We start from the raw sequence: 21,916 nt of genomic DNA on the forward strand, positions 1-21,916 counted from the left end.
CAGAGAATGGTCTGTCTCAGTATCTGCAGCAAAACTTGTAAATCAGGAATTTGAATAGCACATTTCAATTGTAAAAATGCTAGTTTCGAGTTCTAAAGCCCATCTTTTTTGTATAAGTTGTATGGTAGAAAACATTATAGGAGGGCATTGGAACGTGAATGTAAAAATCAAGCCGCTGATCTGGATTCTAGCTATTTTTGTCGCTATCATCGTCCTGCTTCCCACGATACTCGTACTACCATTTTCGTCAGCACCTCCTGAATGGAAAGAAGAGAAAACAGCGCAGCCGTCTGAGAGAATGCTAGCTTTGGAAATTCCTCACTCAGATATCGTTGTCCCTGTTTTCAGAAAGTCCATGGACACGGTCGAGAACATCCCTTTAGAAGAGTATGTGGCAGGTGTGGTCGCATCTGAAATGCCGGCAGACTTTGAGCTCGAAGCACTGAAAGCACAAGCATTAACAGCAAGAACGTTTATTGTAAAAGCCCTTTTAAACCGAGGCAGAGATGATAGTTTGCCAGAAGGTGCCGTAGTGTCAGACACCGTGATGCATCAAGTGTATAAAGGCAACAAAGAGCTAGAAACCCTTTGGGGAGAGGATTTTGACACCAAAATAGAAAAAATCATTAAAGCGGTCTCTGAAACAAAAGGACAGATTCTAACCTATGAAGGAGATCCGATTCAAGCAAGCTTCTTCTCCACGAGCAATGGCTTTACGGTTAATTCTGAAGACTATTGGAAAAACAAATACCCCTATTTAAGAAGTGTAGAAAGTCCGTGGGATAAAGAAGAATCGCCAAAGTACACGGATACCATACAGCTTCCAGTCAGTACGGTAGAACAAAAGCTGGGTGTTTCGCTATCAAAGAACGGTAAGATCGGAAAAGTCGTCGCAACAACGAGCGGGAAGCGAATCGGTAAATTCGCGATCGGTAAAAAAGAGTTTACCGGTAAAGAGATACGAGAAAAGCTGGAGCTGCGTTCAACAGATTTTCAGATGGAGAAAAAAGGTAAGCAGGTCAGCATCACGACGCGCGGCTACGGACACGGAGTGGGACTGAGCCAGTACGGAGCGAATGGAATGGCGAAAGAAGGCAAGACATACAAGGAAATCGTTAATTATTACTACAAAGGAATTGAGATCACTGATTATAAGCCTATCGCTGATAAAGGGCTTGCGTATCAGCCTCAGTGAATGTTGTGGAAATGGTGTGGAATTGTGTGAAAATTGTAGGGGGTCTGTCCCGGGGACAGACCCCCTACAATTTCATTCAACTTATTTCAAACCCTAAATTGACCGCATTGTGCTCTATGCATGATGCGGTTTTTTATATTGTCGAAAAGAAATTTTATAAAAAATAGAGTGCTAAAGTATATATTTTCAGAATTCTGTTCAAACTTGTTGCTGAGGTGATGAAAAATGAAAGAAGAAGAAAAACAAACCAAAAAAACAATACCGATGAAAGGTAAGAGTGCTATGAAAAAACGTTGGGTTTATCCGGCAGTATATCTTAGTTTTGCAGCAGTCATTTTAACATCTGTTCTATGGTATCAAAACGATGCGAAAAACGTGGAGAAAAATAATACTCCTGACAGCGCATTAGAAGACAATGGAGCAGCAGTACCCGTTTCACTAACAAAAGAACAATTCCAAATGCCAGTTGCTGATCCTGAAGCCATTGAAGTAATAAAAGATTTCTTTAGTCCAGACGCTACAGCTCAAGAGCAAGAAGCAGCACTCGTATTCTATAACAATATTTACTACCAAAACCGCGGAATCGATTTAGCGACTGCTGACAACAAAGCATTCGACGTAACAGCAGCATTAAGCGGGAACGTTGTAAAAGTGGCAAAAGATCCTGCGCTAGGATTTGTAGTAGAAGTAGAGCATGATAAAGGTGTTGTAACACACTACTCATCACTCGCTTCTGTATCTGTTAAGCAAGGTGACCAAGTGAAACAAGGCACAGTCCTTGGACAAGCTGGTGAGAATGCGTATGATAAAGATTCTAAAATCCACGCTCACTTCGAAGTTCGTAAAGACGGAGAAGCAGTAGACCCGGTGATGGCTTGGGATCAATCTGTTGCACAGCTTGCAGCCGCTGTTGATGATTCTCGTAAAGAGATGAAAAAAGCAGAAGAAAAGAAAGCTGCTGAAGAGCAGAAAAAAGCTGAAGAGCAAAAGCCTGGTAAAGAAGAAGAAAAGCCAGCACCAAAAGCCGACGATAAAGGCGGCAAAGATATGAAAGATTCAAAAGATACGAAAGACACGAAAGATGGCAAAGATGCCAACGGTGAACAAGAATCATCATCTCAATCAGCAGAAGACACTGGCGCACAAGCCGACGATTCTGGTGCAAACGAATAATTTTCATAAGGAAGCTGTCTCGGATACGAACCGAGGCAGCTTTTTTCGTTGTTTAGGAAATTATAAAAACGAGTCTTGTGTACTTGCTATTTTTTGATTGTGCAATGTAAGGATCATAGCTCGTTCGAACGCTTAACGTTGTAAATGCACCTCAATCGGCAAACGCGTAACAAATTTAAAAAACACGTTCCGTAACGTAACATAAACGTAAAACATTTCTTCCACCCAGAAATGTGCTAATTATAAAATTTTCCATGAGTTTACAAAGGTTTTTTTAAGAAAATGGACATTTCCCCTTGTCCCAGTTGAGATTTAGGCATATAACGAAAACTTGGTTAATAAGATGTTACAAAACCTACAATAATTCAATTGAGGGTGAGCGGTGAGAAATCGTACTATGGCTGCGGTGGAAAAAGGGGAATGGAAGCAATACTTATAAGCCGAAGATGACAACAAAACTTGTCACGTAGCTTGTTCATAGAAGTCTCTATCGCATCTCTCACATCCATTTTAGGGAGGCGAGTGGTGTGCACGATTACATCAAAGAGCGAACCATCAAGATAGGACGGTATATCGTGGAGACAAGAAAAACAGTCCGCATGATCGCAAAAGAATTCGGGGTTTCCAAAAGCACGGTGCATAAAGATCTCACCGAGCGGCTGCCTGAAATTAATCCCGATCTTGCAAATAACGTAAAAGAAATCCTCGAATACCATAAGTCCATCCGCCACTTGAGAGGTGGAGAAGCGACGCGTGTGAAGTACAAAAAAGGCACAGAGGAAGTTGTTCAGTAAGTCTGGAATTGATAGGGATGAAACATGACACTTGAAACATTATGTGCCGTATAGGTCTGACGCCCAATAATTATTTTTTGACAATATTTAACCTTGTTCGACATACTTGTGATATAATGATAAATTGGATAGAACTTCGATTTTTTACTAAAAATGTCATTATATTGTATGGATGTTTAACAGGGAGGATATAACATGTTTTCAAGGGACGTTGGAATTGACCTTGGTACCGCTAATGTACTGATTTATGTAAAAGGAAAAGGAATTGTGCTTGATGAGCCATCTGTTGTTGCGATCGACACGAATACCGGAAAAGCACTCGCTGTAGGGGAAGAAGCCCGCCGTATGGTAGGCCGTACACCAGGAAACATCGTGGCGATCCGTCCGTTAAAAGACGGAGTTATCGCTGACTTTGAAGTAACCGAGCAAATGCTGAAACACTTTATTAACAAAATCAAAGTGAAAGGCGTGTTTGCCAAGCCTAGAATCTTGATCTGTACGCCAACGAACATTACGTCTGTTGAACAAAAAGCCATTAGAGAAGCTGCGCAAAAGTGCGGAGCTAAGCAAATTTTTCTTGAAGAAGAGCCGAAAGTGGCTGCAATAGGGGCGGGGATGGATATCTTCCAGCCAAGCGGCAATATGGTTGTTGACATCGGTGGTGGCACAACTGACATTGCGGTCTTGAGCATGGGCGATATCGTCACCTCCTCTTCTATTAAAATGGCTGGGGACAAGTTCGATACAGAGATTCTTCAGTACATAAAGAAAGAGTACAAGCTGTTGATCGGGGAACGTACCGCTGAAAACATTAAATTAAACGTCGCGACGGTTTACGAGCGTGACGAAGAGCTAGAGATCCGCGGCCGCGATATGGTATCTGGTTTGCCGCGTACGATTACCGTTGGCTCAAAAGAAATTCAAAAAGCGTTGATGGAGCCTGTTATGGTGATTGTTCAAGCAGCGAAAAGCGTGTTAGAGAAGACACCGCCTGAACTTTCTGCTGACATCATCGACCGCGGCATCATGCTGACAGGTGGAGGAGCACTTCTTCACGGAATCGACCGATTGTTTGCCGACGAGTTAAAAGTGCCTGTGCTGATTGCAGAAGAGCCGATGAGAGCCGTAGCGAACGGAACCGGCTTAATGCTTGAGCATATGGATAAAATTGCGAAACGAAAAGTGTTTTAATGAAGGAAATGCCGCCCGCAGTGGGTGGCATTTTATTTTTTTGTGAAAAAGTAAGCTTGGCCTGTGCCAAGCAACCTAATAAAAAGTCTCAAAAACTGCTTTTAGGCCCTAAAACAGATTTTATAGTCCTTCAAAATAATTTATAGTCCCTTCAAGTAAGTTTATGGTCCTTCAAAAAAGTTTATAAGCCCTCAAAATTATTTATAGGCTTTTCGACAAATCTACCTCAGCGATTTCAACGCATACTTCATCATTCCTGGTACAAATTCCTCATTTTAAAAAAGGATTCCGTCAATTTCCGCAGAATTCTATTAAGAAATGTAAAAAACTGTCGATAAGACAGATGAGACATATTGTGTCCAGATTACAAGTGCAGGAGGAATACTCCGTGTTAAGAGGCTTTTATAATGCTGCAGCCGGTATGCTGGCACAGCAGCGCAAACAAGAAATTTTAACGAACAATATGGCGAATGCCAATACACCTGGATATAAAGCGGACAATGCAAGTCTGCGCACGTTCCCTACGATGCTGCTTCAGCATATGGGGGAGACCGAATTAAACGGAAAAAAAATACCGAATAACTACTCGATCGGGCCAGCCACGTTATCAACGGGAGTCTATGTGCAAGAGACGACACCAAACTTTCTGCAAGGCGACATGCGCGAAACGGGGATTAAAACCGACATTGCACTATTGCAGGGCCAAGTGCCTGCTGACCCAGAAAGTGGAGCTCCCGGCGGACTCTTTTTCCGGTTAAATGTGAATGGTGAAGAGCGTTTTACGCGAAACGGCCATTTTTCGGTGGATGCAGAAGGAAGTCTTGTTACGCCTGAAGGCTATTACGTGCTTGGAACAGATGGCAATCCGATCACCGTGACGAGCGACAATTTTACGGTGAACAAAGACGGTACAGTTATTGATAATGGTGCTGTGGCAGGTCAGATTGATGTTGCGTACATCACGAACCCTAACAATCTTGTAAAAGAGGGATCAGGTTTGTTCAGGCTTGATGGTGAAGCGGACAGTGCGATCGGAAACCCAAACATCACTTACAATCTGCAGCAAGGATTTGTGGAGAGGTCTAACGTGAACACGGAACAGACGATGACGGAGATGCTGACGGCATACCGCGCGTTTGAGGCTAATCAAAAAGTACTTCAAGCATATGACCGTACGATGGAAAAAGCAGCGAATGAAATTGGCAGGATCGGCTAGGGGGAGCAAACATGAATCAGTCTATGATTTCAGCAGCGGTGACGATGGGACAGCTTCAGCATAAGCTGGATACCATTTCAAACAATATGGCGAACAGCACGACGAACGGTTACAAAAGACGTGAAGCTCAGTTTTCGGATATTCTTTTTCAGCAGATTAAAAGTGAAGCACTAGAACCGACAGAAGCCGGCCGTTTAACTCCGAACGGAATCCGACTCGGAAGCGGAGCGCGTGTTTCGTCGACGGCAGTAAGTATGGAAACAGGCACACTGCAGCAGACAGGACGTGCGCTCGATGTAGCACTAACGCAGCCTAGTTTTTATTTTCAGATTGCTGGAGTGGACACGAACGGAAATGAAACTCAGCAATTTACAAGGGATGGCAGCTTTTATTTATCCCCGTCTGCCGGTAACCCTGAAGAGATGGAACTCGTGACCTCAGAAGGCAATAAAGTGGTGGGCGTTGATGGACCGATCACCATTCCAGCTGACCATAGTAAAATTACCATTGGACAAAACGGCCAAGTTTCGGTAACGTTAAATAATGGAGCAGTTGTTGAATCAGGACAGCTGGCGATTGTGAATATGATTCGGCCGCAGCTGATGTTATCTGTTGGGCAGAACTTACAAGCGCCAGAAAACATGCCGTTAAATCAACTAATAGAGGAAGTAAATGCTGGAGAAGTTAATTTCGTTCAGCAAGGTGCACTCGAATCCTCAAATGTTAACATTTCCAATGAGATGACGGAACTGATTCAGACACAACGTTCTTATCAATTTAATGCGCGTTCTCTTACAATTGCTGACCAGATGATGGGGTTAGTAAACGGGCTTCGCTAAATGAGGTAGGTTTGTATGACGAATAAGATGCAAGAGTTGAATCATAACGAAAAACCAAAAACACAGCGTTACAATGAGAAAGAGAAATCTTCTAAAGAAGAGAAGAAACAGTGGTATCAACGTCGAACGAAAAGAAGCTTCCCAATCTGGCTTCGTCTTCTTCTGCTAGTCTGCGGAATCATTGTGTGTTTTGCTGTGGGTACGATGGTCGGTTACGGTGTAATTGGTGACGGTAAGCCGATGAACGTGTTTGAAAAAGAAACATGGACACACATCATCGACCTTGTACAAAAAGAATTGTAAAGATATAATAAAAAAACAATGGCAGGTTTTGAGAGTCATTGTTTTCTTTTGAGGTAAAATTAGTACCAGGTAACAATACCAAGTATAATGAAAATAAATGTATATGATAATGCAAAAGAAAGGTGATGTTTTGTATGTTAACGATTGAAGAAATCAAAGAAATTATTCCGCACCGTTATCCGTTTTTGCTGATTGACCGCATTTTAGAAGTAGATGAAGGCCAGCGCGCAGTCGGCATAAAAAATGTAACAGCAAACGAAGAATTCTTTAACGGCCACTTCCCGGAGTATCCTGTGATGCCAGGAGTGCTGATCGTTGAAGCACTTGCTCAAGTAGGCGCAGTGGCGATGCTGAAAAAGGAAGAAAACCGCGGCAAGCTTGCATTCTTTGCAGGAATCGATAACTGCCGATTCAAGAAGCAAGTCGTACCAGGTGACCAGCTTCGCTTAGAAGTAGAGATGACGCGTGTGCGTGGTTCGATCGGTAAAGGCAAGGGGATTGCAACGGTCGACGGCCAGGTAGCCTGCGAAGTCGAAATCACCTTCGCCCTAGGTAAATAAGGGGGGTCTGACCCCACACAATTATCATAAAAGCTTGAAATGGAGCAAACACCCTAGAGGAATGCTCCATTTCAAGCTTTCTTTTTATGGTATTTTAAATAGAGAGCATCCAAAATACAAAAAATAAGGAGCGGAGATGATTTACTTGGAAAAAATCTATAAGATTATTCTTTTTGACTTAGACGGCACACTATCTGATCCGAAAATAGGCATCACTAAATCTGTTCAATTTGCTTTAGAAAGAATGGGCATCAAAGAAAAGAGCCTCGATCACTTAGAACCATTCATTGGACCACCGCTTCAACAATCGTTCTCAGACTTTTACCACTTCAATGATACACAGACGCAAACAGCCATCACACATTATCGCGAACGATTCAGCGACGTGGGGATGTACGAAAACACACTTTATGAACACATTCCAGAGCTTTTACAGAAGTTAAAGGAAAGCGGCTTTACGTTAGTTGTTGCTACTTCTAAGCCAACCGTCTTTGCTGAACAAATTTTGAAGTATTTCAATATCCATCACCACTTCGATCTAATCGTCGGAAGCAACCTCGATGGAACAAGAACCGCCAAAACGGACATCATCCAGTACATACTCCAACACTACAACAACCATCCAAAACAAGATTTCATCATGATCGGTGACAGAAAACACGATATCATTGGAGCGCATAACACAGGTATCGATTCGATTGGAGTTACGTACGGTTATGGATCATTAGACGAGATTACGACAGCAGCGCCTACTATTATCGCTGAAAGCGTCCTTGAATTAAGGAAATATCTATTAAAACACACTTCAATTAAGGTGTAATAACGAGATTCGGTTAAATCTAAAAGATTTGTGTATGCCTGAAATAGACATTCTGAGAATATGTGTTCACAAGACGAACACCTATTAATCATTAAGAGCTAATTCACTTTTTATCCACGGATAAGGCCTATAATTCCGCGGTAATTCATTTTATATCCGCGGATAAGACACATAATTCCGCGTATAAAATTATTTATCCGATTTTCGACAAGTTCTGCTATTTTCATAACCGCCTTCAACCTTAACCAACCCGTGAACCAATCAAAAAAACCTGGAGCTCACTCCAGGTTTTTTACTTCGTCCTCGCCACGATCCCATTATGCACCTTGATATATCCGTGCTTCATAATATCCAGGCCGTTTTCATACAGATAAAGCCCCATCTGCTCTAATGTCATCAGTTCACGATAAGTGTGGTTCATCACATCAGCCATAATTTCGTAATATAACTTGGAACGTAGCTGCGCGCGCGGTGTGGTCATCACGATATAGCCGTTTGGCTTCAAAAATTTCCGATGCCACTCTACCACCTCAGATTTCATGGAGTCCGGAAAATGCTCCAATAAACCAACGCTCAGCACAATATCAAACTCCCTGCCGTACGGAAGGTTTCGGATGTCGTCCACCACATATGAAATGTTGAAATCATTTTTATAATAAACCTTATCTCCGCCCGTTCGTGGATTCTCCCCTAAAAATGGGTAAGCGTCCGGAAACTCTGCAAACCTTGCATCGCGGCAGAACGGATCATAATCGACCATCACCACTTCGCCGCCAGGATATATAGCAGACAACTGCATCGCCTCATAACCTTCCGCTGCTCCCAAAAATAAAATGCGGGGCTTCTTCACATCAAGCCCTTCAAACAAGGCTCGCTTCCCCCGCGGATCCCAAATGCCATCTTGGATACGGTGAACATAATTCCACAAATGAATGCGCAAATAATCCCCAAGCGCGACTTTTACTTCAGAAGGTTTAAAGCTTTTTAAACTATGAAAAAATGCACCCTTTTTATCTTGAATATCAGCAGGAACATCCTTTGAAAACCATTCGTGAAACGACTGGTTGAACATTGTCCATGACGTATGGACCGGAAGCGTTTCGCCGTGTGCCTTTTCCCAATCTGTTTTTTCTTTTGAAAAAGAAGTAACTTCATAAGGCTTGCCGACATCTTTCCAAGACACGGTAGACCAATCATTCACCGTATTTACTTTTACAAACTTCTCATAATCTTTCTGACTATATTGGCGCAAATCCATGCGATATGACGGTCTCATTTCCGTGTGGCCAACATTCACTGGGCGTTGAACAACAGTTTCAAGCATATTTGCCCTCCTGTAAAAAGGATTTTATATAAGTATTCAAAGAAACGCTGCAAAATCCTTTAAAGCCTTTATTTTTACCGTGTCATGATAAAATAGAATAAAAGAAATCAGAGAGGGGAACGGCCATGAAGATTATTTTTATTGGCGACAGCATCACAGCTTCAAATAAAAACACAGATCCAGAAAGACTAGGAAACGGCTATGTACGGATGATTAAAGAAGCTTTGCCAAAAGACGTAAATGTCATCAACAAAGGGGTAAACGGACATCGCGTATCGGATCTGGCACTTCGTTGGGAGCGGGATGTTCTTGATTTGGAGCCAGACCTTTTATCGGTTTCAATTGGGATCAACGATGTATGGAGACAGTTGGACAGCCCAGGCATCGGGCAAGTAGATGTATCAAAATTTAAAGAAGTTTACCGTGAGCTGTTGTCACAGGTTCCTGCCACCATCAAACTAATCCTCATGGAACCCACAATCATAAAAGAAAATCCGCAATCTCAAGGGAACCAGATGCTGATTCCGTATGTAGAAGTGGTTCGAAAGCTGGCAATGGAATTTGATGCAGTCCTCGTTCCAACGCATGATGTGTTTATCAATCACCTTAATAAAAAACCAGATGTGTCCGTAACAACAGACGGCGTACATATGAGGAAAAAAGGAAATGAATTAATAGCAAAAAGCTGGCTAGAAGCAGCAAAGTCACTCATTAACCAATAAAAATGAACCGAGGTTATGATTATGGGGAACACCGCACTCGCTTTTTTTGAAGAAAAACATAGAGAAGCTTTAGAAAAATTTTATTTACCTGAAGATCAGGAGAAATTTACTCAGCTGCCTGCAAAAGCATTAACATTTTGTGAAGAAGATGACAAACGAACTCCGGTTGTCATTGAAGCGTCTGGCAAAACAGTAGGCTTTTTTGTTTTACATACAGGAGAGAACATTCAAGATTTTACAGCAAACCCAAATGCAATGGTCATACGCGCGTTATCCATCAATCACTCCGAGCAAGGAAAAGGATATGCGAAGGATGCGATGCTGCAGCTGCCAGAGTTCGTCACGGCAAACTTTCCTGATGTCAACGAACTTATCCTGGCGGTAAACTTTAAGAATGAGCCAGCTAAAAAGCTATATGAAAAAGCTGGATTCGTTGATCGCGGTCAGATCAAACATGGTCCGGTTGGGCCTCAATATGTGCTGCATTATGATGTCTAATTATTAAGCTGATATAAAGCTGATTTTAGGATTGTAAAGTCTCCGTTATGACTTAGTAAATTGCGTCTTTTCGGGATTTTTTCATGATATATTCTGAACAGGGACAAAGAAACCCCGTACTCATGCAAAAATCATAATGAATATCCGAAGGGAGCAATTTTAAAGATGAGCAAAACGTTTTTGGCGAAAATCGGAGCATCTCTTATGGCAATTTTTTTGATCACTGCATGTAACAACGCGGAAGACACGAACACTGAGGGAGAAACAAACACAGAACAATCTGATACTCAAGACGAAGAAACTTCAACAGATGAGGAATCAACGGAAGAGTCAGCTGAATAAGATAAAGGAAGTGCCGGGCCTCTACCTACCAGAGAGGACCCGGTTTTTCGTTGTGATGAGGGGAATCAATCAGGCGCAACCTGTATTTATTACGCGTTTGCGCACTAACCAGGAGTTTACGCGCAGGAAGTATCTGTTTGCACGTGCGTCGAGCGAAATTGCGCGCACGTAACTCCAATCACGTGCACTTTTCCTCTATTTCCGCGCAACAGCACTCATCACTGTCGAAAACATAAGAATATATACCTATTTATAAACAGTTTTATCAGCCGAATGCCTTATTTTCCAATAAAAGAAAACATGACATAATAAAGTAAATGAAAGCGTTATCTTAAATGCATTTGTGCAAACGCTTTCACTAGTTTGCACACTATTAAAAGGGGGAAATGAAGTGAGGAAAACGAAATCACGCTATGGAGTTTCATGGCTATTGCTTTTTACAATGATTTTGCAAACGTTTGCATCTGCAATGCTTATACAACCTGCTTCAACAAAAGCGCAAGAGCGTACGGTGACACTTGTTGGAAATCTGCAATCTGAACTTGGCGGCACAGAAGACTGGAACCCTGCAGACGCAGCTACAAAAATGGAGCTTCAACCGAACGGAAAGTACAAGCTCACTGGAAAACTTCCAGCGGGCAACTATGAGTACAAAATTGCGATTAACGGCTCATGGGACGAAAACTATGGTGTGGACGGAAAACAAGGTGGCGACAACTACAAACTGACGATTGACGCTGAAAAGGAAGTGACGTTTGTGTACGATGACACGACGCACAAAGTTACAATTCCAGAACTACTTCCAGCAGAACAAACACCGCGTATTGTTGGTGATATTCAACCTGAATTAGGTGCTGGCGGCGAGTGGGCACCTGGAGAATCAACGGCCCTCCTACAGGACGAAGACGGTGACAACATCTACACGTACACCGCACAAGTGCCAAAAGGAAAGCACGAATTTAAAATTCTGCTCGGCAACGCTTGGGGTGCACCAGCATACCCAGCCGACAATTTCAAACTAAACGTTATTAAAGAAGCTGAAATCACGTTTTTTTACAACCACGATACGAAAGAAGTGTACACAAACTATGACCCTGGATTGCCGGATGGCAGCGTGAACGCGGGCAAGCTTTTCCATGATACGTGGAACGAAGCATTTCGTGCGCCGTTTGGAGCAATCAAAGCTGGACAAGATGTAACATTGCGCCTTCAAACGAAAAAAGGCGACCTGACTGGAGCAAAACTTTACCTTCGCAACTATAACTCTGGCTCTACGACTGTAAAAGATATGGAGAACGCGGGCTGGACAACCGTGAACGGTGAAGAGATCGAGCTTTGGGAAGCGACAGTAACACCTGAGGAAAAAGGCGTTTACGGATATAAATTTACTGCGCGCGATGGAGATGCGGTAAAAGAGTACGGTGAAGACACAGCAGAGGGTGGAAAAGGAGCGGCATCTGACACGAACGCTGGACTTTTCCAAATGACGGTTTACGATCCGTCTTACAAAACTCCTGACTGGATGAAAGAATCTGTCGTTTATCAGATTTTCCCGGACCGTTTTTATAACGGAAACGAGAAAAACGATACAGCCAAAATAACGGCACGCGGAACAGAACCGATTGAGCATCAAGACTGGAACGAGCTGCCGGACAATCCTCGTCAAGCTGAAACAGAAGGCTATGACGGAGACGAAATCTGGTCGAACGATTTCTTTGGCGGTGATATTGCGGGTATCCAAAAGAAACTAGACTACATCGAGTCACTTGGCGTAAACACGCTTTACCTAAACCCGGTGGCACATGCTGCTTCCAACCACAAGTACGATGCGACAGACTACAAAGCAATGGACCCGATGTTTGGATCACCTGAAGAATTCAAAGCTTTTACAAAAGAACTCAAAAAACGCAAGATGCACTTGATCTTAGATGGCGTGTTCAACCACGTTGGAGACGACTCGATCTATTTTGACCGTTACGGAAAATACGATACAGTCGGTGCTTACGAATATTGGGCAAGCATCTATGATCTGATGAGCACCAAAGGCTTAACAGAAGCAGAAGCGAAAAAACAAACAGAAGCGAAGTTCACGAAAGAAGGACAGAAGTTCAGTCCATACGGCTTCCACAACTGGTTTAACATCGAGGACGAAAAAGTGAACGGTGTTTATAAATACCAGGCATGGTGGGGCTTTGACTCACTTCCTGAGATCAAGTCGATTCCTGGTGAGGCCGTAGACTATGATTCTGAATTAAACAACAAACCGTTTGCAGACTATATCATGTATGACGAAGATTCTGCGGCGAAATCGTGGCTTGACCGCGGTGCATCAGGCTGGCGTCTGGACGTTGCGAACGAAGTAGATACCGAGTTTTGGAGAGAGTTCCGTAACGAGTTGAAGGAAGGCAAGAAAGAAGATCCGCTTATCTTGGGCGAAATCTGGGACGATGCGTCTGAATACTTCCTTGGCGACCTTTACGACTCTGTTATGAACTACCGATTCCGCGGTGCGATGATTGATTACCTAAAGAACGGTAACGCGGAGAGTGCAGAAAACCAGCTGAACGCTGTATTTGAAGATTACCCGCAAGAAGCATTCTACGCATTAATGAACTTGATGGGATCTCATGACACGCCACGTGCGGCATTTATCCTTGGAAACGGAACAGATTCGTACGAGCGTGCTGAACTCGATCCTAAGTACGATCATGAGTTAGGTGTAAAACGACTGAAGCTTGCAGCGATTTTACAGATGGGTTATGCAGGCGCACCGACTCTTTATTACGGAGATGAAGCGGGAGTTACAGGCTCTAAAGATCCGGATGACCGCAGAACTTATCCATGGGGCTCTGAAGATAAAAACTTAGTGAAACACTATCAAAATATCGGAAAAGTACGTGCAGACTATCATGATCTGTTCAGCTATGGTGAGTTGAATCACCTATTCGCTGAAAAAGACGTGCTAGCGTATACACGTACGGATAAAAAGAACGCGGCACTTGTGATCACAAACCGCGGAAACGAAGACAAAACCGTTGAGCTGGACGTGAAGAAGCTGATCGTAAACAACGTGAAGCTGACAGATCAACTGGATAAGAAGTACAAAACAGCCGTAAAAGACGGCAAACTGACAATAACGGTTCCAGCAATGACGGGACGCATGCTCGTGTCAGATAAAGGACAGAATCTAAAGACACCTGAAGCAGTAACAAACGTGAAAGCAACAGAAGAAAGCCATTCTGTATCCCTTTCATGGAGTGGTGATGCTAAAAGTTACGCAGTCTACCAAACAACGATCTCTGGTGCTTTTTATGAAAAGGTAGCTGAAACGAAGAGCAACTCCATTAAGATTGACGACCTAGATAACGGACGCAAGTACTACTTCGCTGTTGTCGCGATCGACAAGAATAACAATGAATCTGTGAAAACAGAATCAAAAGCAGCAATTCCGCACGTTGCACTAAAAGACGGCAACTATGAAATTGCGGGAGTAACAACATTAGAGAACGGTGTAATCGACCTTTCTAATTCACAAAACGTTTCAGCTGATATTTTTATAAAAGGTGAGACAGAAAGTGACTTGGCAGAAGGTCTGCAAGCAGAACTTCAAGTGAAGGAGCCAGGTAAGGATACTTGGACAACCCACAAAGCAACTTACACAGCTCAAAACGGAGAGTTCAACACATTCAGCTCGTCATTCCTGCCGTTTAACGAAGGAACGTATGAATATCGTTATGCGTTTTCTACCGATCTTGGCCGTACATGGGTAACGAGTGAAACGAAATCCGTAACGTTCACAAAAGGTGATGACACAACAGCACCAGCAGAATCTGTAACACTAGAAGAGCCAGCACAAGAATCTGGACAAGTAAATCTAAATTGGACGGTTGAAAGTGCGAACGAGCCATACCTATTCACAATCGTTCGTGACGGGGAAGTGATCGATCAGATTCTTGATACAAACGCAACAACCTACAAAGATATGAACGTAACAAATGGAAAAACGTATTCGTATGAAGTGCACATCTACGACAAAGCAGGTAACAGCGTGAAGTCAAACACGGTAAGTGTAACACCTGACCTTGTGATGGTAAAAGTAACGCTGAAAGTGAACGCGCCAGCGTATACACCACAGGGCGTGGACATTACAATACCAGGCAGCAAGAACGGCTGGAATACAGGAGCGTGGAAGATGACGCGCGGCGGTGCTGTGACAAACGATTACGAGTACACGTTTGAAGCGCAAGAAGGCGAAGTCATTACGTACAAATACGTAAAGAACAGCTCATGGGATCAAGAAGGTCTTGCTGACCACACACCTGGTAACCCGAATGATGATGATCCGAGTTATTATGGTTATGGTGCGCAAGGAACGGACCTTAGCTTTGTTGTTACAAACCAAGGCGGCAACAAGATGACCGTTCAAGACAAAATCGTACGTTGGATCGACATGCCAGTTGTTGTAACGTCACATACTGATGGTCAAACTGTGTCATCTGATAGCATCACGCTAAAAGGTACAGCGATTAAAGAAGGTGTGATGACGATTAACGGTCAGCCAGTAACGATTAACGATGACATGACGTTCTCGCACACGGTGAACTTGAATCCTGGAGAAAACAAACTCAACATTCATATCGAACCGTCTGAAGAAAACAAATCTACTATTTTTAAGAACGACGGTGGTGCAATTGCCAAGAACACAAAAGATAGTGTGATGACGATTATTAAAAACTAGATGGTTTGGATGCTGCTTCTTTAATGAAGCAGCATTTTTTTTTTTTAGAAAATGTGTTGGAACGAAGCACTACATAGTTTATTTAACGGGCTAGACTGTCTAATAAGCATGCAAAATCGTAATTAAGGGTAATCACCATTTATAAAGAGAATGCAAGGATAGGAGAATGTCGATAATGATAAAAGCTGTATTGTTTGATTTGGACGGAACGCTTTTGGACCGCGACACGTCGGTTAAGAAGTTTGTAGAGGACCAGCATACTCGTCTGTCATCCGTTCTGTCCCATATTCCTAAAAAGATATTTGCAGAAAAATTTATTGCGCTTGAACAGAATGGATATGTGTGGAAGGACAAAGTGTACCAGAAGCTAGCCGAGGAGCTGGCTGTAAGAAGAATGCCACCAGGAGAATTGCTAGACGACTACTTAACAAATTTTAAGTATCATTGCACACCGTTTCCAAACCTTTTAAGCATGCTGGGTGAACTGAAGAAAAAGGGTCTGCGCCTTGGTTTGGTCACGAACGGATACGGCGTGTTTCAAAATGACTCCATTAAGGCATTAGAAATTAAGGAATACTTTGACGCCATCCTTATATCTGAGATGGAGGGTCTGAGCAAGCCTGATCCACTCATATTCGAGAGAGCTGCGGAGCGATTGAACGTTAAGACGGAAGAGTGCATGTTCGTAGGCGACCACCCGAAAAATGACGTAGAAGCCGCGAAGAACACTGGAATGTTAGCCGTTTGGAAAACAAGCCCCTACTGGGACGAAGCCGAAGCAGCCGATTATAGTATAACTGATCTGGAGGAGCTGAAGCTGATCATAGAAAATGAGGAGAAGAGGCAATACAACCTTCAAAATAAAGAAAAGAGCACTGTGATGTAGCAGTACTTGCACATTAAATCACTTACATTTACCAAATTAATTCTAATAAGATGAGTGGCTTAACTTAGAGGGTTTGTTATAATGGTCAGCATATTCTATTAAAAGCGAGTGATTGATTTGAATTCTACAGAACGCGAACTATTGCAACTCATTGAAAAAAACGGACGTCTTGAAACAGCAACGATCGCAAAGTTAATGGGTATATCAGTGGATAAAACAAAGCAAATCCTAGAAAAACTCGAAAAAGAAAAAGTGATACTAGGCTATTCTGCCATTATTGACTGGACGAAGGGTACCGAAGAAGGAACTGTAACAGCCATGATTGATGTAAAAGTCACACCAAAACGAGGTGTCGGCTTTGATAAAGTTGCCGAGCGAATCTACCGTTTTCCTGAGGTTAAAGCGGTGTATCTCATGTCCGGTGTTTATGATTTGTCGGTATCGATTGAAGGTAAGACGATGGCAGAAGTCGGCCGCTTTGTATCTGAAAAACTCTCGACCATCGATTCGGTCATATCGACAACTACTCATTTCATCCTAAAAAAATACAAGCATGACGGCCTTGTTTTTAGTGATAATGATGAGGATAAGCGAATTGTGGTGTCGCCATGATTACTGAACCAACTTCAAACTATCTATCAAATACTGTAAAATCCATTCAGCCATCGGGTATCCGTCGTTTTTTTGATCTTGCTTCTTCTATGGAAAACGTCATTTCCCTTGGCGTCGGTGAACCGGATTTCGTTACACCTTGGAACGTGATAGAAGCAAGTTATCACTCGTTGGAACAAGGCTATACCGCCTATACAGCAAATGCCGGATTGTTCGAGTTGAGGAAAGAGATTTCTCGATATATGAAAAGGCGATTTGGTGTTGCGTACAGTGCGGAAGAGGAAATGGTGGTTACAGTCGGTGCTTCACAGGCGATTGATCTTGCTTTGCGTGCCGTCCTTAATCCAGGAGAAGAAGTCATTGTCGTTGAGCCAAGCTTTGTGTCATACGCACCTACAGTAACACTGGCAGGCGGAGTCCCTGTTCCAGTAAATACGTACAGAGAGGATGATTTCAAGCTTCAGCCTGAACAAATTGAAGCTGCTATCACGGATAAAACGAAAGTCATTATGTTATGCAGTCCGAATAATCCAACAGGAACCGTTTTATCTAAAGGAGATTTGGAAAGGATTGCGGAGGTCGTAGAGAAGCATGATCTGCTCGTGATTTCAGATGAAATTTACGCGGAGCTAACGTACGATGAACCTTATACTAGTTTTCCTGCTGTGAGAAAGATGCGGGACCGAACGATCTTAATTTCTGGATTTTCAAAAGCCTTTGCCATGACGGGCTGGCGATTAGGTTTTGCATGCGGTCCAAAAGCTATTTTGCAAGCCATGCTAAAAATACATCAGTACACGATGATGTGCGCTCCTACCATGGCTCAACATGCTGCTCTTGAAGCTCTCGTAAACGGACAGAAGGATGTCGTGAAAATGAAAGAAAGCTATAGGCAGCGTCGCAGTTTGGTCATTCATGCTTTAGAGGAGATGGGTTTATCGTGCCATGTTCCAGGTGGTGCTTTTTATGTATTCCCCTCGATTGAAAAGACAGGACTGTCATCCGAAGAGTTTGCAGAACAGCTCCTGATGAAAGAGCAGGTTGCTGTTGTACCAGGTAGTGTTTTTGGTGAAAGTGGAGAGGGGCATGTTCGCTGCTCTTATGCGACCTCTGTTCAAAAGCTAGAAGAAGCGATGCGTCGAATTGACCAGTTTTTAAAAACGTTATAAGGATCTGTTTACGAAGGTAGCAACGAACGGTGCATTTCTGTGTTAAGAATTGCACCGTTTTTTTATGATTACGGAGCAGCATTATGAAAAATCCACAATGTGAGTAAACATGAACCATGGAAGAATAGCTTGATGCTCAATTTTATAAGATATGGGTAAAAAAAAGTAGAAACCACTTAGGCTTTCTAACACTCAAATTCATAGATTCAGAGAATGTTATTGAATTTATAATCAAAATGATACAATAAGAAGAAAACTAAGTGATATAGGATTAAGGTGAAGTTAAAATGAGCAAAATCGTCATTCTAGCAGAGAAACCGTCACAAGCTAAGGCTTACTCAGATGCCTTTTCGATAAAAAAGAAAGATAAAACGTTTATTGAGTTGAACCCATGCAGCATCTTTCCGAATGGTGCCGTGATTACATGGGGAATCGGGCATTTAGTAGAGCTGAAGCAACCAAAAGAATATAAGCAAGAGTGGGGAACATGGCGTTTATCTTCCTTACCGATCCTGCCAGAACGCTATGAATTTAAAGTGGCAACAGGAAAATATGAACAGTTTAATGCGGTAAAACGTTTATTTAAGGAAGCTGACATCATCATTAACGGCTGTGATGTTGATCGTGAAGGTTCGAACATCTTTTATTCGATCTACCATATGACAGGTGTGAGAGGCAAGACCATTAAACGACTATGGATTAACTCACTAGAAGTCGATGAGGTCCAAAAAGGGTTTTCTAACCTTCATGATAACGAGAAAGATCTATTGCTTTATGCAGAAGCGAAAACACGTCAGATTTCGGATTGGCTCGTTGGAATGAACGGAAGTCGGCTGTATACCTTGCTTTTACAACAAAAAGGTCTTAAAGATAGCTTGAGCATTGGTAGAGTGCAGTCGCCGACAACGTATTTAATTTATCAGCGGCACCTCGAAATTGAGAATTTTGTGGCTAAACCGTTTTATGAGATTGAAGGTAACTTTACAGCTGCCAGCGGTAAATATAAAGGAAAAGCAAAAATAAAAAGTGAAAATAAAGAAGAAGTCGAGCGGCTGTTGAACAAGCACAACATAACAGGAAATGATAAAGGTATTATCAAGACTGTCTCAAAAAAGGAAATGCGAATCAAATCTCCTAAATTGCATGCGCTCTCTACCTTGCAAGCAACAGCTAATAAACGATGGAAATACAGTCCGAAAAAGGTCCTTGATACCGTTCAGAAGTTATATGATAAAAAAATCCTATCCTATCCAAGAACAGATACACAATATATTACTGAAAATGAGTTCGCCTATCTAGCTGCTAATCTTGAATCCTATCAAGAACTAATAGAGAACCCTTTTACCCCAGCTTCTAAAAGACCGAGTAAAAGGTATGTAGATGGATCAAAGGTTCAAGAACACTATGCGATCGTTCCTACAAAAAAGGTTCCAACACGTGCAAAAATTCAGGGGTTATCAATAGAAGAAAGAAATATTTACTTTGAAGTCTTAAACACAACCTTAGCTATGTTTCACCATGATTATGTTTACGAAGAGACAAAGGTAACAACGGATGTGAACGGTTTAGACTTTGAGACGGTAGGAAAAACAGAAATCAGCAAAGGCTGGAAAGAACTGTTTAACTATGGTTCAAATGACAATAAACCTAAGAAAGATGACAACGCTGCACAACCTCTTCCTAAACTTGAAAAAGGAGAGAACGTGAAGAGCGTCATCAAAATGAAAGAAGGAATGACTACTCCTCCGAAACCTTACACAGAAGGTCAGCTCATTTCGATGATGAAAACGTGTGGAAAATCTGTTGAAAATGAAGAAGAAATGGAAATTCTAAAAGAAGTTGAAGGCTTAGGTACGGAAGCGACACGAAGCGGAATCATTGAAACGATAAAGAAACATCAATACATCGAAGTGAAAAAGAACATTGTTCAAATAACCGAAAAAGGGAAGATTCTGTGTCAGTCGATAGAAGGTAACTTACTTTCCAGTCCTTCCATGACGGCCAAATGGGAAGCCTATTTAAAGAAAATCGGAAACGGAAACGGTACGCCCCAAGCCTTTTTAGGAAGTATAGCAAAGTTCATTAATAAATTGATTGAAGAAGTGCCAGGACAACTGAATGCAGATTCTATTCAACGGAGTCTGGACGTTGTTAAGAAAGTGAGCCAGAAACCGATCGCTCTATGCCCTCGCTGCAAAAAAGGAAGCATCAGCGTGAATCGTTCATACTATAGCTGCTCAGAATCTACGAATGGTTGCAAACAGACCTTTCCAGGAAAATTACTTAGTAAAAATATTACTGAGAAACAGGTGAAGGATTTGTGTACGAAGGGCAAAACCAATGTCATTAAAGGGTTCAAACCAAAAGCGAAAGAAAAAAGAAAGTTCGATGCGATGCTCATTCTAAAGGATGATTTAACAATAGGATTTGAGTTTCCTAAAAAGCAATTTGCTAAGAAATGAGTATTTTTAGAACACGAAGGACAATTTATAAAGTTTAGTTAGGTGAGATGCTGCTTCTGTAATGGAGCAGCATTTTATATTAAACAGCATTTCTGTTTTTCCAGCATTAAAAAGGGTTTTAAAAATACTGCATTGAATATATATCAAGGTTTAAAGTACAGATTTACTTTGTATGGAACATTGAAACATCTCTTAATTTCAGGAGGATATCATGATTTTTTCAGGCGATTATTTTGATAACTACCGTTTAGAGGATCTAACTAGCGAAATGATTGAAGCAGCAGAAAAGAAGTTAAAGGTGAAGCTGCCAGCTGCGTATGTTGAATTGATGAAAGTGGAAAACGGTGGTGAGCTAAAACGCCAAAAGTTTGTAAATGACATTTTTGAAGATGGGTTTATAGAAATAGAATATTTATATGGAATTGGCAAAAAAAGCGGAGAAGGAATTCTGATAGATTCGTATACGCGAAAAGAATGGGGTTTATCCAATAAGTTTGTTTACCTCTACGGAGATAGCCACAATTGGATAGCTTTAGATTACCGCAGATACACTGGAGATAATCCACCTGTTGTATATCTAGATGTTGATACAAAGGAAAAAGTACAAATCGCTGATAATTTTACCGAGTTCATAAGCAGACTGACGGTTTTAGAGGAGCGGAGTGAACCCTTTGTTTTTGGTGAAGAGGAGTTTGTAAGAGAAGAAGTGGAAGAAGCATTATTAGGTGGAACCAATATATACTTAATGACTGCAGGCATCAAATACTTTGGAATGCACGATGAGGATTTAAATTGGTTTTTAACCCAAATGGATAGTTCCATAAAAAGAATGATAAACCAACGTCCGTATGAAGGTCTTTATAACATCGATGATTATTTAAATACGATGATCGAGATCATAAAAAAGAGAAGTATTGATCTTACTCAATATCCGCAAACAAAAGAACTGTTCGATTTATTAACAAAATTCCCACCTGATCTCGATGATCATTCAATGATACGAAAAAAAAGCGAAAGAATTCAACATTATATAGAGAATAATGGGATTTCCATCTAAAAAAAACTAGATGAA

At 41.9% G+C, this 21,916-nt stretch carries 19 protein-coding genes; 18 read left to right on the forward strand and 1 reads right to left on the reverse strand.

Going from position 1 to position 21,916, the window contains the following annotated elements:
* Nucleotides 1–154: 154 nt before the first annotated feature.
* The 9 genes from spoIID to P8610_RS11995 all read left to right on the forward strand — a co-directional run bounded on the left by spoIID (nt 155) and on the right by P8610_RS11995 (nt 8,091).
* Nucleotides 155–1,195, forward strand: a complete 1,041-nt coding sequence (gene spoIID, locus P8610_RS11955) for a stage II sporulation protein D (RefSeq protein ID WP_394604560.1) — start codon at nt 155–157, stop codon at nt 1,193–1,195.
* 225 nt (nt 1,196–1,420) lie between these two features.
* Entirely contained in the window at nt 1,421–2,368 is a 948-nt protein-coding gene (locus P8610_RS11960) for a peptidoglycan DD-metalloendopeptidase family protein (RefSeq protein WP_394604561.1), read from the forward strand.
* A gap of 527 nt (nt 2,369–2,895) precedes the next feature.
* On the forward strand, nt 2,896–3,162 hold the full coding sequence (gene spoIIID, locus P8610_RS11965) for a sporulation transcriptional regulator SpoIIID (protein WP_007203593.1): 267 nt from the start codon (nt 2,896–2,898) through the stop codon (nt 3,160–3,162).
* A 195-nt stretch (nt 3,163–3,357) separates the two neighbouring features.
* On the forward strand, nt 3,358–4,353 hold the full coding sequence (locus P8610_RS11970; protein ID WP_289494088.1) for a rod shape-determining protein: 996 nt from the start codon (nt 3,358–3,360) through the stop codon (nt 4,351–4,353).
* A gap of 388 nt (nt 4,354–4,741) precedes the next feature.
* The gene (locus P8610_RS11975; RefSeq protein WP_394604562.1) at nt 4,742–5,569 is read left to right on the forward strand and encodes a flagellar hook-basal body protein; all 828 of its coding nucleotides are present in this window, start codon (nt 4,742–4,744) and stop codon (nt 5,567–5,569) included.
* Between the two features lie 11 nt (nt 5,570–5,580).
* Nucleotides 5,581–6,408: a flagellar hook-basal body protein gene (locus P8610_RS11980; protein WP_394604563.1), complete on the forward strand. Its 828-nt coding sequence runs from the start codon at nt 5,581–5,583 to the stop codon at nt 6,406–6,408.
* 15 nt (nt 6,409–6,423) lie between these two features.
* Nucleotides 6,424–6,711: a DNA-directed RNA polymerase subunit beta gene (locus P8610_RS11985; RefSeq protein ID WP_289494091.1), complete on the forward strand. Its 288-nt coding sequence runs from the start codon at nt 6,424–6,426 to the stop codon at nt 6,709–6,711.
* A 134-nt stretch (nt 6,712–6,845) separates the two neighbouring features.
* Nucleotides 6,846–7,271: a 3-hydroxyacyl-ACP dehydratase FabZ gene (fabZ, locus tag P8610_RS11990; RefSeq protein ID WP_066244840.1), complete on the forward strand. Its 426-nt coding sequence runs from the start codon at nt 6,846–6,848 to the stop codon at nt 7,269–7,271.
* A gap of 145 nt (nt 7,272–7,416) precedes the next feature.
* A complete protein-coding gene (locus P8610_RS11995) occupies nt 7,417–8,091 on the forward strand; it encodes an HAD family hydrolase (protein WP_394604564.1) in 675 nt (224 codons plus the stop codon).
* Nucleotides 8,092–8,383: 292 nt separating this feature from the next.
* Here P8610_RS11995 and P8610_RS12000 read toward each other — a convergent pair whose 3' ends face one another.
* Entirely contained in the window at nt 8,384–9,415 is a 1,032-nt protein-coding gene (locus P8610_RS12000; protein ID WP_394604565.1) for a class I SAM-dependent methyltransferase, read from the reverse strand.
* 125 nt (nt 9,416–9,540) lie between these two features.
* Between P8610_RS12000 and P8610_RS12005 the strand changes: the two genes are divergently transcribed.
* The 9 genes from P8610_RS12005 (at nt 9,541) to P8610_RS12045 (ending at nt 21,901) form a co-directional block, all read left to right on the forward strand.
* Nucleotides 9,541–10,137 (forward strand): SGNH/GDSL hydrolase family protein, encoded by a 597-nt coding sequence (locus tag P8610_RS12005; protein ID WP_394604566.1) that lies wholly within the window; start codon nt 9,541–9,543, stop codon nt 10,135–10,137.
* 21 nt (nt 10,138–10,158) lie between these two features.
* Nucleotides 10,159–10,635, forward strand: a complete 477-nt coding sequence (locus P8610_RS12010; RefSeq protein WP_394604567.1) for a GNAT family N-acetyltransferase — start codon at nt 10,159–10,161, stop codon at nt 10,633–10,635.
* A gap of 165 nt (nt 10,636–10,800) precedes the next feature.
* Nucleotides 10,801–10,977 (forward strand): hypothetical protein, encoded by a 177-nt coding sequence (locus P8610_RS12015; protein WP_394604568.1) that lies wholly within the window; start codon nt 10,801–10,803, stop codon nt 10,975–10,977.
* A 391-nt stretch (nt 10,978–11,368) separates the two neighbouring features.
* A complete protein-coding gene (locus P8610_RS12020; RefSeq protein ID WP_425590821.1) occupies nt 11,369–15,715 on the forward strand; it encodes an alpha-amylase family glycosyl hydrolase in 4,347 nt (1,448 codons plus the stop codon).
* Between the two features lie 175 nt (nt 15,716–15,890).
* Nucleotides 15,891–16,601: an HAD family hydrolase gene (locus P8610_RS12025; RefSeq protein ID WP_394604569.1), complete on the forward strand. Its 711-nt coding sequence runs from the start codon at nt 15,891–15,893 to the stop codon at nt 16,599–16,601.
* 117 nt (nt 16,602–16,718) lie between these two features.
* Nucleotides 16,719–17,213, forward strand: coding sequence for an Lrp/AsnC family transcriptional regulator (locus P8610_RS12030; protein WP_394604570.1), 495 nt, complete (start codon nt 16,719–16,721; stop codon nt 17,211–17,213).
* Nucleotides 17,210–18,382 carry an aminotransferase gene (locus P8610_RS12035; protein ID WP_394604571.1) on the forward strand — a complete coding sequence of 391 codons (1,173 nt, stop codon included), beginning with the start codon at nt 17,210–17,212 and terminating at the stop codon, nt 18,380–18,382. The genes P8610_RS12030 and P8610_RS12035 overlap by 4 nt, the downstream gene beginning before the upstream one ends.
* A gap of 287 nt (nt 18,383–18,669) precedes the next feature.
* Entirely contained in the window at nt 18,670–20,844 is a 2,175-nt protein-coding gene (locus P8610_RS12040; RefSeq protein ID WP_394604572.1) for a type IA DNA topoisomerase, read from the forward strand.
* 211 nt (nt 20,845–21,055) lie between these two features.
* On the forward strand, nt 21,056–21,901 hold the full coding sequence (locus P8610_RS12045) for an SMI1/KNR4 family protein (RefSeq protein ID WP_394604573.1): 846 nt from the start codon (nt 21,056–21,058) through the stop codon (nt 21,899–21,901).
* Nucleotides 21,902–21,916 lie beyond the last annotated feature (15 nt).

Origin of the sequence: Fictibacillus sp. UD (assembly GCF_043558025.1) — a bacterium.
Classification (GTDB): Bacteria; Bacillota; Bacilli; order Bacillales; family Fictibacillaceae; genus Fictibacillus.

Bases quoted from the DNA above. Each gene is read 5' to 3' on its own strand.
- P8610_RS11960 (WP_394604561.1), top strand. From the start codon at position 1,421: ATGAAAGAAGAAGAAAAACAAACCAAAAAAACAATACCGATGAAAGGT.
- P8610_RS11970 (WP_289494088.1), top strand. From the start codon at position 3,358: ATGTTTTCAAGGGACGTTGGAATTGACCTTGGTACCGCTAATGTACTG.
- P8610_RS11980 (WP_394604563.1), top strand. From the start codon at position 5,581: ATGAATCAGTCTATGATTTCAGCAGCGGTGACGATGGGACAGCTTCAG.
- P8610_RS11985 (WP_289494091.1), top strand. From the start codon at position 6,424: ATGACGAATAAGATGCAAGAGTTGAATCATAACGAAAAACCAAAAACA.
- fabZ (WP_066244840.1), top strand. From the start codon at position 6,846: ATGTTAACGATTGAAGAAATCAAAGAAATTATTCCGCACCGTTATCCG.
- P8610_RS12000 (WP_394604565.1), bottom strand. From the start codon at position 9,415: ATGCTTGAAACTGTTGTTCAACGCCCAGTGAATGTTGGCCACACGGAA.
- P8610_RS12005 (WP_394604566.1), top strand. From the start codon at position 9,541: ATGAAGATTATTTTTATTGGCGACAGCATCACAGCTTCAAATAAAAAC.
- P8610_RS12010 (WP_394604567.1), top strand. From the start codon at position 10,159: ATGGGGAACACCGCACTCGCTTTTTTTGAAGAAAAACATAGAGAAGCT.
- P8610_RS12015 (WP_394604568.1), top strand. From the start codon at position 10,801: ATGAGCAAAACGTTTTTGGCGAAAATCGGAGCATCTCTTATGGCAATT.
- P8610_RS12025 (WP_394604569.1), top strand. From the start codon at position 15,891: ATGATAAAAGCTGTATTGTTTGATTTGGACGGAACGCTTTTGGACCGC.
- P8610_RS12035 (WP_394604571.1), top strand. From the start codon at position 17,210: ATGATTACTGAACCAACTTCAAACTATCTATCAAATACTGTAAAATCC.
- P8610_RS12040 (WP_394604572.1), top strand. From the start codon at position 18,670: ATGAGCAAAATCGTCATTCTAGCAGAGAAACCGTCACAAGCTAAGGCT.
- P8610_RS12045 (WP_394604573.1), top strand. From the start codon at position 21,056: ATGATTTTTTCAGGCGATTATTTTGATAACTACCGTTTAGAGGATCTA.